We start from the raw sequence: 12,306 nt of genomic DNA, 5'->3' as shown, positions 1-12,306 counted from the left end.
GCATTCACGCGATGCACGGTGTGCGGCGCCGAGTGATCGCCGCCGGGTCCGACGGCCGGCGCCCGCCTCGATGGGACGGGCGACGATCACGCCTCGGCACCATTGACGAGGGGCGGGGGGCGTCACGGTGAAAGTCGGTGGCGTCGCGGGTCGCGCCGGACGGCTGCGACTCGCCCGCCGGGAGCGGCTCGAGCAGCGCTGCGAAGATGCACCCCCGGCGGAGCCGCCGCGTCAGTACTCGACGTCCTGCTTGAAGATGAGCTCCGAGGACGGCGACCCGGGATTGGCCGTCTTCTCGAGGCTGATGACGAGCTCGAACCGGGTGAGCGGCACGCTCACGTCCTTGAGCTTGCCGGTGCGGGCATCGGGGTCGAAGGTGAGCGCGCCGATCCGCTGCCAGGGCGAGTCGCTGTCCGGGCGCGCCCAGACGACGTAGGCGGTGCCGCTCGAGTCGAGGCGATCGGGCGGCGGGAGGTCCTTCGCGTTGATGTCGAGGCGGGTCATGGCCGCGTCGAAGTTGACGTCGGCGATGATCACGGCGTCCGCGCCCGGCGCCTTCCCCATGCCCTGCGGCGTGTAGCGCAGCGGGCCGCCGCAGCCCGCCATCAGCGAACACGCAAACGCCACGACAGCGAGCCGCAGCACCCTGGAAACATGTCCTCTCATCTCGGTAGCTCCTCCTTCGTCTCTCTGCTGCGGGCGAGGACGCCTCGCGAGCCGCCAGCACCGGCTGGCGGCCGAAACAGCCGCGGCATCATAGCCGCTTTCGGCCATGCCGACGGCGCTCGACGCAGCAGGAGGCGGCCTGGCCCGCCGGACGTGCTCGACGCGCCGGAAACCCGCCGCGTCGCGCGCCCGGCCGGCGAGGCGCCGTCCGCGAGCGCAGCGCACGCCCCCGGCGTCGGGGAACGGCGCGGATCGGACGGATCGCGTGGCGGAGCGCCGCCCATCGACTAAAGTCTCGAAATCGAGATGGATTTGGCACACACACGGCTCGGAGCTCGGGGCGATCGCTGGTCGACCGGGCGGGGAGTCCTCGATGTTCGAACGCCGGCGTCCGACGTCGTGACGAGGCGCCTCGAGGGGTACGCGTCGCTCGATCTCATCGAGCCGGCGATCAGGCACCTGGAGACCCTCGTCGAGGCGGGCGTGCACCCGGTCTTGTTCGACGATTTCGAGCTCGGCACCGGCTATGACAGCGACGTCCGGGCCAGGCTCACGGCGTGGCACCTGCGGAACCCCGGCAAGCTGAAGGAGGTCCATATCCTCGTGCGGCCGGGGCTCGTCGCCATGGGCGTCACGGTCGCCAACCTCGCCACGGGCGGCCGCTTCAACGTGTACACCGACCGCTCCGCGTTCGAGTGGGCGCTCGCGGGCGTGCTGACGTCGAGGATCACGTCGGGGCCCGCCTCGTCGGTTCGCGCGCCGTCCCTGCGCTGACGAGCGCCCCCGGCCGCGCGGGTAGGCGGCTCGCGCGCCCTCGACCCGAGCTCAGGGGTGCTGCACGGCCCCGTTCGCCGGAGCACCCCTGGCGCCGAGCGTGATCTCGCTCATCCGCTCCGGGTGCTTCCCTTCGATGCCCTCGTAGTGATGGCGGATCGCCGCCATGTCGGCCTCGATGTCGCCCGTCGGGTGGAACACGTGGAGGATCCCGCACCGCTTGCGGGGGAAATCGAGGTATCCGAGGAGGATCGGGACGCCGGCGCCGAGCGCGACGTAGTAGAAGCCCGTCTTCCAGCGCTTCGTGCGCGAGCGCGTGCCCTCGGGCGCGATGATCAGGATGAGCTCGTCGCGCTCCTTCAGCACGTCGACCACGGCCGCGACGAGGTTGTTCCGGTCGCGGCGGTCGACGGGGACGCCGCCGAGCCACTTGAAGAAGAAGCCGAACGGCGGCTCGAAGAGCGTGTGCTTGCCGAGCCAGGAGAACTCGAGGTCGAGCACGTAGCTGACCGCGAGCGTGAACGGGAAATCCCAGTTCGAGGTGTGGGGCGCCGCGATGATCACCGCCTTCGACGGGAGCTCCGTCATGCCCTCCACGCGCCAGCCGAACACGGACAGCCAGGTGCGGCCGACGAACCGGCGAACGGCGCGGCGCGCGGCGGAGAAACGTGGAGCAGGTGCGTTCGACATGGAGGACCTCGACGGTAAGCAGCGGGAGGTTCGTCGCTGCCCGGGTGGAAGTCACGTCACCTTTCCGTCATCCCGCGCTCGATCAACCAACGCCGCGCGATCAACGCCGCGCGATCAACGCCGCGCGATCAACGCCGTTCGATTCCGTGCGGCTTGCCCTCGCCGTAGCCCGCCAGCGTCTGCACCCCGATGACGGCCTTGTCGTGGAGCTCGTCGAGGTTCGCCGCGCCGGCGTAGGTGCACGCCGACTGCACGCCGGTGATCATCTCGATCAGGATGGCGCCGACGCTCTCGCGCCCCTCGTGGATGTAGATGCGGGACGTCGAGATGCCCTCGCGGAAGAAGGCCTTCTTGGCGCGCTCGAACGCGTCGAGGTCGGCGGTGCGCTCGCTGACCGCGCGGGCGCTCGCCATGCCGTAGTTCTCCTTGTAGAGCAGCCCGTCTCGGTCCTCCATGACGTCGCCCGGGCTCTCGTACGTGCCGGCGAGCGTCGTCCCGACCATGACGCGCGAGGCGCCGGCGGCGAGGTAGAGCGCGACGTCGCGCGGGTGACGGACGCCGCCGTCGGCCCAGACGCGCTTGCCGTGGCGGCGCGCCTCGCGGGCGCACGCGAGCACCGAGGAGAACGTCGGGCGGCCGGCGCCGGTCTGCATGCGCGTCGTGCACATCGCGCCGGGGCCGACGTTCACCTTCACGATGCCGGCGCCCGCCTCGATGAGCGCCCGCGTGCCCTCCGCCGTGCAGACGTTGCCGGCCACGAGCGGGACGGCGTCGCCGACGGCGCCCCGCACGGCGCGGATCGCCTCGATCATCCGGCGCTGGTGGCCGTGCGCGGTGTCGAGCACGATCGCAGAGACGCCGATCTCGAGCAGGCGCGCGGCGCTCTGGGCCGCCTGCGCGGAGATCCCGATCGCCGCCGCGACCATGAGCTCGCCGCCGCCGTCGAGCGTCGGCTTGAGCAGCTCGAGCCGCACGGCGTCGTCGCGCGTCAGCACGCCGTGGAGCCGCCCGTCCCCGTCGAGCACGGGGACCGCCTTCACGCGGGCGTCCTCCATCAGCAGGAAGGCCGTCCGGTTCGGCGTGCCGGCCGGGATGGTGATGAGGCGCGACGACATGAGCGCGGACGCGGGCGTGTACTGGTCCCGGTCGCGCAGGTCAGCGTGGGTGACGATGCCGATCGGCCGCCGCTCGTCGTCGACCACGACCACCATGTCGTGCGATCGCTTGCGGATGATGCCGTGCACGTCGCGGAGCGTCGCCCGGGGGGAGACCGAGAGGGGCGTGTCGTAGCGCGGGTCGGCGCGCTTGATGTGGCCGACGATGCGCTCGACCGTGTCGAGATCCATGTCCTGCGGGAGCACGCCGAGGCCGCCGAAGCGGGCCATCGTCTCCGCCATCCGCTTGCCGGTGACCGCGTTCATGTTCGCCGAGACGATCGGGTGCGAGCCGCCAGGGAAGTCCGCCGGGCGCAGGTCGGTCTCGAGGCGGGAGCCGCCAGCGAAGTACCCAGGGGTCAGGAACACGTCTTCGAGGGCGAGCTCCAAGCTCTCGTCATGCTCGGGGTGGAGAAAGCGCATGCACAGCTCCGAGGAAGGGGGATGGCGCCGCGAAGGCGCCGCGGCGCGCGCCAGTCTAGTGCCTGACGGCAGGGCGGGGGTCGGCGCTGGTTGCGCGGGCGGCCCCCTCCCCGCCGGGCCACCGGGTTCAGGGAGGCTGGCGGGCGCGCCGGGCGGCCGCGTCGGTGATGACGCGGTCCAGGATCTCGGCCACGCTGGCCGCGGCCGCCTCGGACGACAGCTCCGCGGGCGGAGTCGCCGGGACAGGCAGCGCGCCGGTCTCCCGGAAGCGCGCGAGGTGGCGCGCGAGCGCGGCGGCGATGCCGTCGATGTCGTCCGGCGCGACGCGCGCGTTGTCGCCCCGGTACGAGAGGAGCTCGTCGACCTCCCGGTTCGCCGTCACGCTGACGACGGGCATCCCCGACGCGATGTAGTCGTAGGTCTTGGCCGAGATGCGCAGCACGACATGGGGGCTGAACACCGCGAGCAGCACGTGCGCTCGCCTGAGCTCGCCGAGCACGCCGCGGTGCGGGACCAGGGGGAGCGCCTCGACGTACGGCGTGAGCCCCATGCGCTCGAAGCAGCCGCGGTCGTGATCGGACATCCGGCCGATCTGCCGGAACACGACGTCGCCGGGCGCGAGCCGCTCGCGGTCGATGAACCGCCGCAGCGCGGCGCCTATCTGGTCGGCGGAGACCTCCTCGCGGATCGTGCCCAGGTGGAGCACGACGAAGCGGCGGGGCGGCTCCGGCTCGGGCGCCTGTGAGTACAGCGCGAGATCGAAGTGGTTGCGTATGAACGAGGACTTCGACGAGAGCTCGGGGAAGCGCGCGCGGTAGGCCTCGAGCGCGGCCCGGGTGTTCAAGATCACGTGGTCGGCGCCCTCGAGCCAGCGGCGCTCCAGGCGCGGCACGATGGCGCGCCGGGCCCGCTCGGCCAGGCCGGACGGCGGCCCGTTCCCCGTCTCGTGAAGCGAGTACGGATCGCGCATGTCGAGGACGAGCGGCACGCCGAGCGCCCGCTTCACGTGGAGGCCGACCGGGCAGGCCGAGTACGGCCCGGCGCTCACCACGACGGCCTGCGCGCCGGTGCGGCGGGCCAGGGCGACGGCCGCGCGCGCCCCGCGCGGCGCGTGCGCGATCCAGCGGTCGGTGAGCGCCTGGAACGGGCGGAGCCCGACGAGCGGCCCCGCGCGCCCCGCGGGGAGCGGCGCCCGCGCGCGGAGGGCGCGCAGCGCGGCGCCCGCGGCGAGGACGACCGGATCGAGGTACTCGTCGAAGACCTCGACCTCGGGCGGCAGCGCGGCGAGCAGCCCGTCGTCGCGCTGATCCTCGGGGAAGGTCCCCGACAGGACGGCGACGCGGAAGCCGTGGCGCGGCAGGTGCCGCGCGAGCTTCACCCAGCGGAAGGCGCCGACGCTCGTCTGGGGCGCGAAGGCGGGGGAGATCAGCAGGAAGGGGCGCACGTTCGGTCCTCTCGCGGGCAAGCTGGCGTCCACGACATCACCCCTCGCCGCGCACCCCGCGCTCGAGCAGGTCCGCGTAGAGCGCGAACAGCGCTTCGAAGTGCTCGTCGCTCGTGGGCAGCCGCTCCCCCGCGGCCCGCGCCGCCGCGACGCGCTCCTCCCGCGGGCGCGCGAGCACCCGCTCGATCGCGGCGGCCACCTCGCCAGGCGAGGCGCGCGGCGCGTACACCTCGGCGGCGCCGGGCTGCACGAAATCCATCGCGGCGCCGGCGGCCGGGACGACGAGCGGCAGGCCCGAGCACAGCGCCTCGCCCAGCACGAAGCCGAACGTCTCGGCGGCGCCCCCGTGGACGAAGACGTCGGCGCTGGCGTGCAGCGCGGCGTAGGTGGCGCGGTCCTTGGCGAAGCCGAGGAAGGTCACCTGCGGAAGGGCGGCCGCGCGGCGCTCGAGCCGCGCCCGCTCGGGCCCATCGCCCAGCACCGCGAGGGCGACGGGGCGCCGCGCGGCGAGCTCCCGCGCGGCGTCGATCACGAGCGCCACCCGCTTCTCGACGGCGAGCCGGCACGCGACGAGGAGCAGCGCGGCCGACGGCTCGTCCGCGAACCGGCCGAGCAGGCTGCGGCGCAGCGCCGCGTCCGCGCGGGCGGGGTCGAAGTCGCCGCGCTTCACGCCGAAGGTGACGCGGTGGACGCGCTCGCAGCCGTGGCTGCGGAGCTGCTCCGCGATGAACGTCCCGGGGGCGATCGTCGCGTCGAACCGCCGCGACAGCGCGCGCGGCCAGGCGAACAGCGCGCCCTCGAGCGCCCGTGCGACCGCGCGCGGGCGCACCCGGTCGAGCAGCGGCGCCGCGTAGGTGCTGATCTGATCCGAGTGGTACACGAACGCGCGGAGCGGGACCTCGCGGGCGCTCGCCGCGACGAGCGCGGCCGTGTACGGCGCGCTCGCCTGCACCACGTCCGGCGCCTCGCGGCGGATGATCGCCCGCGCCGCGCCGAGCCGGAGGAGCGCGTGGTAGGTCGGGTCGTACGGCATCGGCGGGCCGGCCACCCGCACGATGCGGCCCCGCTCGAGCGGGACGACCTCGTCGCGCGGCCCGGGCGCCACGACGACGATCTCGTGGCCGCGCCGGCTCCCCTGGCGCACGAGCTCCTCCAGGTACGACCGCACGCCGCCCCCGCGGGACGAGAAGAACTCCGCGACGTCGAGGATCTTCACGAGTGGTTGCTCCCGCGCAGGAGGAGGCCGCCCTTCCACGAGCGCCGCATCCGCGCCGAGCGGTTCATGACGTGGAGCAGCGCCGGGAGGAACAGGAGCGCGCACGCGACGCACGCCACCTCGCCGCTGACCGCGACCCAGCCGAACGAGTTCAGCGCCTGGTTGTCGGCGAAGATGAGCGATCCGTAGCCGAGCACGGTCGTGTAGCTGCAGAGGGCCACGGGGCCGGCCGAGCGCTTGAGCGCGAGCGACACGTCGCCGCCGAGCAGCCGCGCGCGATCGAAGACGTTGAAGGGGTACTCGCAGCCGATGCCGAACGTGATCGGGAGCGCGATGAAGTTCAGGAAGTTGATCTTGACGTCGAGCGCCGCCATGGCGGTGGCCGTCGCGAGCACGCCGAGCACGAGGGACAGGAGGACCGCGAGCGCGCCCGCCATGCTGCCCGTCGCGAGGACCACGACGATCGTGACCGCGAGGAGCGAGGCCGCCGTCGCCAGCGGGCCGTCGCGCTCCATCGACCGGATCATCTCGGCGAAGACCGTCGGCCTGCTCGCCGTGACGACGTGGGTCCCGTCAGGGAGGACCACGTTGCCGGTCGTGTCGGCCATCCGCAGGAGGTTCCTGCCGTTCGAGAACGAGATGTTGTTCTTGTACTTCACGTAGAACACCGTCCCCACGACGCCGTTGTTCTCCTCGAACCTGCGGCGGATGAGGTCGGGCAGGTCCTTCGGGCCGATGACGCGGAGCGCCTCCGGCGGCTTCATGCTGAGGACGCGCTCCCGCTCCTCGGGGCCCAGGGCCTTCAGCACCCGCGGGGTCAGCCGGTCCCGGATGCGCTCCAGGATCTCGATCTTCCGCTGCTGCTCCTCGGCCGTGCCGGGGAGGGCGTCGGCGATCGTCGCGACGTCGGCCACGAGCTGGCCCTGCGGATCCTTCGCGTCGTTCGCCAGGATCTGCGCCTTGATGGCCGGCACCTGCTCGGGGGTGTCGGCCAGCATCATCGCGCCGGCGACGTTCATCTTCCCGCCGAAGACCTCGGACGCCTTGAGCGACCAGCTCCCCGCGCCCTTCTCCCGCGAGCTCTTCGAGCCGAGGCGCGCGAAGTTGTACTCCCAGGGATCCCGGATGTACGCGGGGAGCTTCCACGCCGCGAGCGCGACGATGACCGGCGCGACCGCGAGGAACGCGAGCGGCCACCGCGACGTCACGCGCGCGAGTGCCCGCGAGCCGGGCCCCGCGATGCCCTCGTCCGAGACGCGCGGCGCCGGATCGCGCATCCAGCGCGGGAGCCTCGCCTGGATGCGCTCGATCGCGACGAGCGTCGCGGGCACGAGCGGCACGATGGACGCCCACACCATGAACATCCCGACGAAGCCGATCGTGCCGAACTGGCTGAACCCGCGGAAGTGCGTGATCGTGAGCGATCCGTAGGCGATCGCCGCCACGCTCGCCCCGACGAGCTCGGCGCGGAACGCGTTGATGACCGCCTCGCGCCGCGCCTCGTCCGCGGGCATGCCGCGCGCGCGGAAGTCGCGGTACCTCGACAGGAGCACGATCGGGTAGTTGACCCCGTTGCCGACGATGATCGCCCCGAGGAAGGCGCCGACCGTGTTGACGTAGCCGTAGGTCAGGGTCGCGAACGCGTACCCCGCGCTGGCGCCGAAGGCCGTGGGGAGCAGGATCACCAGGAGCGACCAGGGCGAGCGGTAGTAGATCATCACGCCGCCGACGATCAGCACGAGCGCGATGACCGTGGCCCACACCGCCTCGCTCACGAGCGACTTCTGCTCGGCGATGGCGTTCGGGATGTCGCCCGCGTACCCGACCTGCATGGCCGGGTGGAACGCCGCAGGGTCGAGGCGCGAGACGAGCGCGGTCACCTGGTCGAGGAGCTCCGCCGCGCGGCGATCGCCCATCCCGGCGCTGCGTGAGACGATGCGGAGCGCGACCATGCGCCCGTCGGGCGTGGCGAAGTAGCCGCTCGGGAACTCGTCGATCTTCTTCAGGCGCCGCTGGAGCTCCTGCCAGGTCTCGTCGAGCGACAGCCCCTTGTTGGCCGGCGCCGGCGCCGGCGCCGGCGTCGCCGCCGCGCCCGCGTCACCTCCGGGCGCCCCGGGAGCCTCCAGATCCTCGATAAGGCCGCTCCGCAGCGCGAGCTCCAGCTCGATCGCCTCGTCCGCCGCCTCGAGCTCGCGGACGCTCGCGTAGAGCCACTTGTTCGCGTCGAAGAAGCTGCGGACCTCCTTCGTGCCGGACTCCAGGTAGCGGATGAGCGCCGGCGGCCCGCACGCCGCTCGGCAGGCGTCGTCGCCGCACGCCGCGGCGCAGGCCGCGCGCTTCCGGAGCGGCTCGTTCAGCTGCTCCGCGAGCGCGTCGATGAACCGCTCGTTCGCGCCCCGATCCGGCGACTCGGCGATGACGATGAGCTGCGCTCCGCCGTCCACGCGCTGGGCCTGACGCTCGTAGGCCTGGAACGCCGGGCTGTCGCGCGGCAAGAGCTCCCGGAGCTCCGTGCGCAGCTCGAGCCGCGACGCGTACCCCCATAGCCCTGCCATGGAGAGGAGCGCGAGCGCGATGACGAGCCAGGGACGGCGCCCGCTGAAATCAGCGAGCGCACCGATCATCCTGAGGAGCATTCGAAGGACACCTCGAAACCGGGAACACCTCGAAGCGGCCGCGTGCGGGCCGGCTTCGGGCCGGTCTTACCATGCGCGCTAGGCGCAGAACGACGGCTGGATACCCTTGGGCCGCGGCGCCGCCGCGGGGCGCAGGTGGCCGAACGCGAAGAGGCCGCCGGTGAAGCCCATCCAGGTGCGGAAGTGCCGGAAAGTCTCCAGCCACTGGAGCGCCTTCGGCCCGTCGACGAGCGGGCGCAGGTTGGATTGCCTCGCGTGCTCGCGCGCGTGCGCGAACGCGTTCGCGAGCATGCGCTGCACGACGAGGGGCGAGGACCGCTCGCGCGCCCGCTGCGCGGCCGCGCTGCCGAGCCGCGCGGCGGCGAGCGGGTCGCGCGTGAGCGCGAGCACGGCCTTGCCGAACGCGGCGTTCGCGCTCTCCTCGGCGATCGACCCGCGGCCCGGGTCGATCAGCAGGCCGTTGTGGCCGCTCTGGATCTGCGAGCTCACGCCCATGCCGTCGGCGAACGCGACCGTCGGGGAGCCGCACCAGAGCGCCTCGCTGAGCACGTTTCCGAACGTCTCGCTCAGCGAGGCGTGCAGGAAGAGGTTCGCGTGCCGGTAGTAGTCCGAGATCTGGCTGTACGGCACCTCGCCCGTGAAGATGACCCGGCGCGCGACGCCCAGCTCGCGCGCGAGCGCCGCGTACGCCGCGCTGTCCGGCCCGTCTCCGACGAGCGTGAGCGTCGCCTGCGGCTCGTGCGGGGCGATGTGCTCGGCGAAGATGCGGATCAGCCGGTGCTGCGACTTCTCCCGGGTGTGGCGGCCCGCGCAGACGAGGCGGGGGCCGCGCGGGTCGAGCCCGCGCTCCTCGAGCAGCTGCACGTAGGGGTCGGGGCCGAGCGGGCGCTCGAACACGTCCTCGGGGACCATCCGCGGGATGACGTGGATGGGCACCGTCACGCCCCGTTCGCGCCAGTAATCGCGCAGGCCCTCGCTCAGCACGACGAGGCCGTCTCCCTGGTTGTACAGGTCCACGAAGAGCCGCTCCATCGGCGCGCGGAGCGTCTTGTGGAGCACCGTGTGGACCGCGCCGATCCGGGAGACCCGCTCCGGCAGGAGCACGTCGTACGCGGCCGCGAGGTGCGTCGTGTTCACGCAGAGCAGCGGGACGCCGCGCATCTTGCGCAGCCAGATGCCGAACTCGACGAGCAGGGTCGTGGTCTGCGCAAAGCAGATGTCAAAATCCCACCGCATCGGATCGAGCACCGAGGATCCGACGGGGATCGGCAGGTGCACCCCCGGGTAGGTGCGCAGCGGCAGGCTGGGCAAGGCGACCGTGCCGGGAGGGACCTCATCGGCCGAGGCATCCGGATCCCGAGGTCCGATCAGTGTTGCCTGGTGACCACAGGTGTTGAGCGCGCGATACAGGGCCCGCGTCTGGAAGACGGCGCCATTCGCGTAAGGAATGCGCGTGAAATCGCTGAGGATGGCGACCTTGAGCGGCCGCCCGTTGGCGCCGGAGAGGGCAGCGAAGGGATTCTCTGGAATGGCCGCTTGCGCCCTGACGGAGGAGAGCCCTCCCCGCGCGGGTCCCGTCGACGGCGTGTGGCGCGCCGGCGCGATCGCCTCGTGCGGCGCGCGATCGCTGCGGTGGTCGCTGAGCGGCAGAATTGCATCCATCGTCATCTTCGTTGCTCCTGGAGAAGCGGCGCGAACCGTGGTCGATGACCGACCGAGGCGCGCAGCGTGACGGGCGGTAGGGCGTCGGTGTCGCGCCCGCGACAGCCGTGTCGCGCTGCGGCCGCGAGCGCTGCCTGCTGCTCGGCACAGCAGCCATTCCTCGTCGGCCGATCGGCCTGTCGGCAGTGGGCGTAATTAGCAAAGCTCATGCCGCTTGTGTCGACTTCGGCCACGGTGCGAGGTGCGAACGTCGCGATGCACCTCGTCACGAGGCGCCCGCGCACGCCTCCTCCAGCAGGGTGAGCATGGCGGAAGGCGCGCTCGGCAGCGCGCGCTCCAGGTCGATGCGAGCGAAGTCGGCGGCGCGGCAGCGATCGAAGAAGCGCGCCACGACGGCCGGCGAGAGCGCCGCGAGCGAGCTCGCGACCGCGACGCCGGCCCGCTCGGCGAGGAGCGCGTTGAGCGTCTGCTCGTTGTGGCGGTCGTCGTAGAGCGCGAGCACGGGCTTGCCGGCGAGCACGCACTCGGCGAGGACGTTGCTGCCGGCGGTGGTCACGACCGCCGACGCGCCCTCGAGGTGACCGAGGAACGCGCCCGGATCGAAGGGGCGCGCCTCGACGCCGGGCACGTCGAGGCCCGGGTCGCCGAACGCGATGACGCGCCGGCCGTCGCGCGCGACGAGATCGAGCACGCGGCGCGCGTCGCACTCGCTGAAGTAACAGACGACGGCCCCGGGCTCGCCGGCGCGCGCGGGGGCGAGCCGGCGCTCGGGCCGCGCGACGAGGGTGCCCGGCGTCTCCGGCTCGATCGGCAGGAAGTGGACGGCGACCGCGCGGCGCGCCCGGCTGGAGGCCCAGGTCGTGCGCCGGCACGCGAGCACCCGCAGCCTCGGCAGCCCCTCGGGCAGGCGGCAGCGCGAGAAGACGAGATCGTGGCCGAGCGCGACGGCGGGGATCCCGAGCGCGCGCGCGGCGAGCAGCGACGGGACGTCGCCGTCGCTCACGATGGCGTCGGGCCGGAAGCCCGCCTGCTCGACGATCTCCTTCGCCAGGCGGCGCGGGAGCTCGATCACGCCCGCGAGCCCGCGGCGGATCGGCCGCACGAGGCGGTGCTCCGGGAGCGCGCCGAGCAGGTCCGCCGCCTGGCCGCCGCCGTAGATCCGGAGCTCGTGGCCGCGCTCGCGGAGGGCTCCCAGGATCGGGAGCGCGCGGCTCGCGTGCCCGCGCCCGCGCCCGTGGACGTAGTAGCCGATCTTCGCCACGGGCCGTCAGCGCACCGGCGCGCCGCAGCAGCCGCGCGCGCGAGAGAGGGCCCGTCCCAGGATCACGCGCGGGCCCATGGCCGCCCGCGCGGGGGCCGCGCCGGCGAGCACGCCATTGCGGACCGCGATGATCACGAGCGCACGTCTCTGCTTCATCCCATTTCCCCGCGGATCGCCGCCGAGATCGCCGCCATGGCGGGGGTCTCGGCGCGAGCGCGGAGCGCCTCTACAACGGACGCCTCGCCGGCGGAACCCCGGAGGCGCGCTCGCCGCGCCGCGCCCGGGCGGCGCTCGCGTGGCGCGTACGACGTGGGCGACGCCTGCGACGTGTGTGACGCGTGCGATGCGCGCCACACGTACGTTGCGTGCGACACGTGCGA

General features: G+C 73.1%; 10 protein-coding genes. 1 reads left to right on the top strand and 9 read right to left on the bottom strand.

What is annotated here, in order from left to right:
- Nucleotides 1-231 precede the first annotated feature (231 nt).
- Nucleotides 232-666, bottom strand: a complete 435-nt coding sequence (locus WMF11_RS06020; RefSeq protein WP_437976757.1) for a hypothetical protein — start codon at nt 664-666, stop codon at nt 232-234.
- Between the two features lie 306 nt (nt 667-972).
- On the opposite strand from WMF11_RS06020, the gene WMF11_RS06015 reads away from it, so the two are divergent.
- Entirely contained in the window at nt 973-1,440 is a 468-nt protein-coding gene (locus tag WMF11_RS06015; protein WP_437907467.1) for a hypothetical protein, read from the top strand.
- 51 nt (nt 1,441-1,491) lie between these two features.
- Here WMF11_RS06015 and WMF11_RS06010 read toward each other — a convergent pair whose 3' ends face one another.
- From WMF11_RS06010 to WMF11_RS05975, 8 genes are all read right to left on the bottom strand, one after another.
- Nucleotides 1,492-2,130 (bottom strand): lysophospholipid acyltransferase family protein, encoded by a 639-nt coding sequence (locus tag WMF11_RS06010; RefSeq protein ID WP_437550043.1) that lies wholly within the window; start codon nt 2,128-2,130, stop codon nt 1,492-1,494.
- Between the two features lie 128 nt (nt 2,131-2,258).
- A complete protein-coding gene (locus WMF11_RS06005) occupies nt 2,259-3,707 on the bottom strand; it encodes a GuaB1 family IMP dehydrogenase-related protein (RefSeq protein ID WP_437550042.1) in 1,449 nt (482 codons plus the stop codon).
- 127 nt (nt 3,708-3,834) lie between these two features.
- A complete protein-coding gene (locus tag WMF11_RS06000) occupies nt 3,835-5,151 on the bottom strand; it encodes a glycosyltransferase (protein ID WP_437976756.1) in 1,317 nt (438 codons plus the stop codon).
- Nucleotides 5,152-5,188: 37 nt separating this feature from the next.
- Entirely contained in the window at nt 5,189-6,367 is a 1,179-nt protein-coding gene (locus WMF11_RS05995) for a glycosyltransferase (RefSeq protein ID WP_437907465.1), read from the bottom strand.
- The gene (locus WMF11_RS05990; RefSeq protein WP_437976755.1) at nt 6,364-8,991 is read right to left on the bottom strand and encodes an MMPL family transporter; all 2,628 of its coding nucleotides are present in this window, start codon (nt 8,989-8,991) and stop codon (nt 6,364-6,366) included. The genes WMF11_RS05995 and WMF11_RS05990 overlap by 4 nt, the downstream gene beginning before the upstream one ends.
- Nucleotides 8,992-9,081: 90 nt before the next feature.
- Nucleotides 9,082-10,671 carry a glycosyltransferase gene (locus tag WMF11_RS05985; protein ID WP_437976754.1) on the bottom strand — a complete coding sequence of 530 codons (1,590 nt, stop codon included), beginning with the start codon at nt 10,669-10,671 and terminating at the stop codon, nt 9,082-9,084.
- A 259-nt stretch (nt 10,672-10,930) separates the two neighbouring features.
- Nucleotides 10,931-11,926, bottom strand: coding sequence for a glycosyltransferase family protein (locus WMF11_RS05980; protein ID WP_437976753.1), 996 nt, complete (start codon nt 11,924-11,926; stop codon nt 10,931-10,933).
- Nucleotides 11,927-11,932: 6 nt separating this feature from the next.
- Complete coding sequence (locus WMF11_RS05975) at nt 11,933-12,082, bottom strand: hypothetical protein (RefSeq protein ID WP_437976752.1); 150 nt, start codon at nt 12,080-12,082, stop codon at nt 11,933-11,935.
- Nucleotides 12,083-12,306 lie beyond the last annotated feature (224 nt).

The sequence above is a fragment of the Sorangium sp. So ce295 genome (assembly GCF_051527405.1).
GTDB lineage: Bacteria > Myxococcota_A > Polyangia > Polyangiales > Polyangiaceae > Sorangium > Sorangium cellulosum_B.
The sequence above is the reverse complement of the archived record's forward strand: the minus strand, read 5'-3'. Positions and strand labels throughout refer to the sequence as shown.

Coding starts and splice junctions, on each gene's coding strand:
- WMF11_RS05985 (WP_437976754.1), bottom strand. CDS start 10,671: ATGACGATGGATGCAATTCTGCCGCTCAGCGACCACCGCAGCGATCGC.
- WMF11_RS05975 (WP_437976752.1), bottom strand. CDS start 12,082: ATGAAGCAGAGACGTGCGCTCGTGATCATCGCGGTCCGCAATGGCGTG.
- WMF11_RS06015 (WP_437907467.1), top strand. CDS start 973: ATGGATTTGGCACACACACGGCTCGGAGCTCGGGGCGATCGCTGGTCG.
- WMF11_RS06005 (WP_437550042.1), bottom strand. CDS start 3,707: ATGCGCTTTCTCCACCCCGAGCATGACGAGAGCTTGGAGCTCGCCCTC.
- WMF11_RS05990 (WP_437976755.1), bottom strand. CDS start 8,991: ATGATCGGTGCGCTCGCTGATTTCAGCGGGCGCCGTCCCTGGCTCGTC.
- WMF11_RS06010 (WP_437550043.1), bottom strand. CDS start 2,130: ATGTCGAACGCACCTGCTCCACGTTTCTCCGCCGCGCGCCGCGCCGTT.
- WMF11_RS06020 (WP_437976757.1), bottom strand. CDS start 666: ATGAGAGGACATGTTTCCAGGGTGCTGCGGCTCGCTGTCGTGGCGTTT.